Origin of the sequence: Burkholderia reimsis (assembly GCF_003294055.1) — a bacterium.
Classification (GTDB): Bacteria; Pseudomonadota; Gammaproteobacteria; order Burkholderiales; family Burkholderiaceae; genus Burkholderia; species Burkholderia cepacia.
In genome coordinates this window covers 1-537 of sequence record NZ_QMFZ01000139.1, presented here as the reverse complement: position 1 = coordinate 537, position 537 = coordinate 1, and the positions used below count along the sequence as shown (strand labels likewise).

The 537-nt window shown below is 64.1% G+C and carries 1 protein-coding gene; it reads left to right on the top strand.

Annotated elements, in window-relative coordinates:
• Nucleotides 1-2 precede the first annotated feature (2 nt).
• Nucleotides 3-485 carry a type VI secretion system contractile sheath small subunit gene (gene tssB, locus DPV79_RS41625; protein ID WP_244321920.1) on the top strand — a complete coding sequence of 161 codons (483 nt, stop codon included), beginning with the start codon at nt 3-5 and terminating at the stop codon, nt 483-485.
• The last annotated feature ends 52 nt before the right edge of the window (nt 486-537 follow it).

Sequence of the window (537 nt, the reverse complement as noted above, 5' to 3'; positions counted from 1 at the left end):
AGATCGAGTACGACGTCGAGGTCTACGGTTCGGAGAAGAAGGTCGAGCTGCCGTTCGTGATGGGCGTGCTGGCCGACCTGTCAGGCAAGCATCCGGTCGAGCCGCTGCCGGCCGTGTCGGACCGGCGCTTCCTTGACATCGACATCGACAATTTTGATGAGCGCATGAAAGCGATCCGGCCGCGTGTCGCGTTCGCCGTGGCGAACACGCTGACGGGCGAAGGCCAGATGATGGTCGACATGACCTTCGAGAGCATGGAGGACTTTTCGCCGGCTGCGATCGCGCGCAAGGTCGAACCGCTGCGCCAGCTGCTCGAGGCACGCACGCAGCTCGCGAACCTGCAGACCTACATGGATGGCAAGTCGGGCGCGGAAGCGCTCGTCACGCAGCTGCTGCAGGACCCCGCGCTGCTCAAGTCGCTCGCGGCCGCACCGAAGCCGGAGCGACATGAGAATGGCGCTGCCGACGCAGAAAGCGCGAACTGACCGACGAACCGATCGAGGATGACCATCATGGCGAAACAGCAAGCGCAGACCG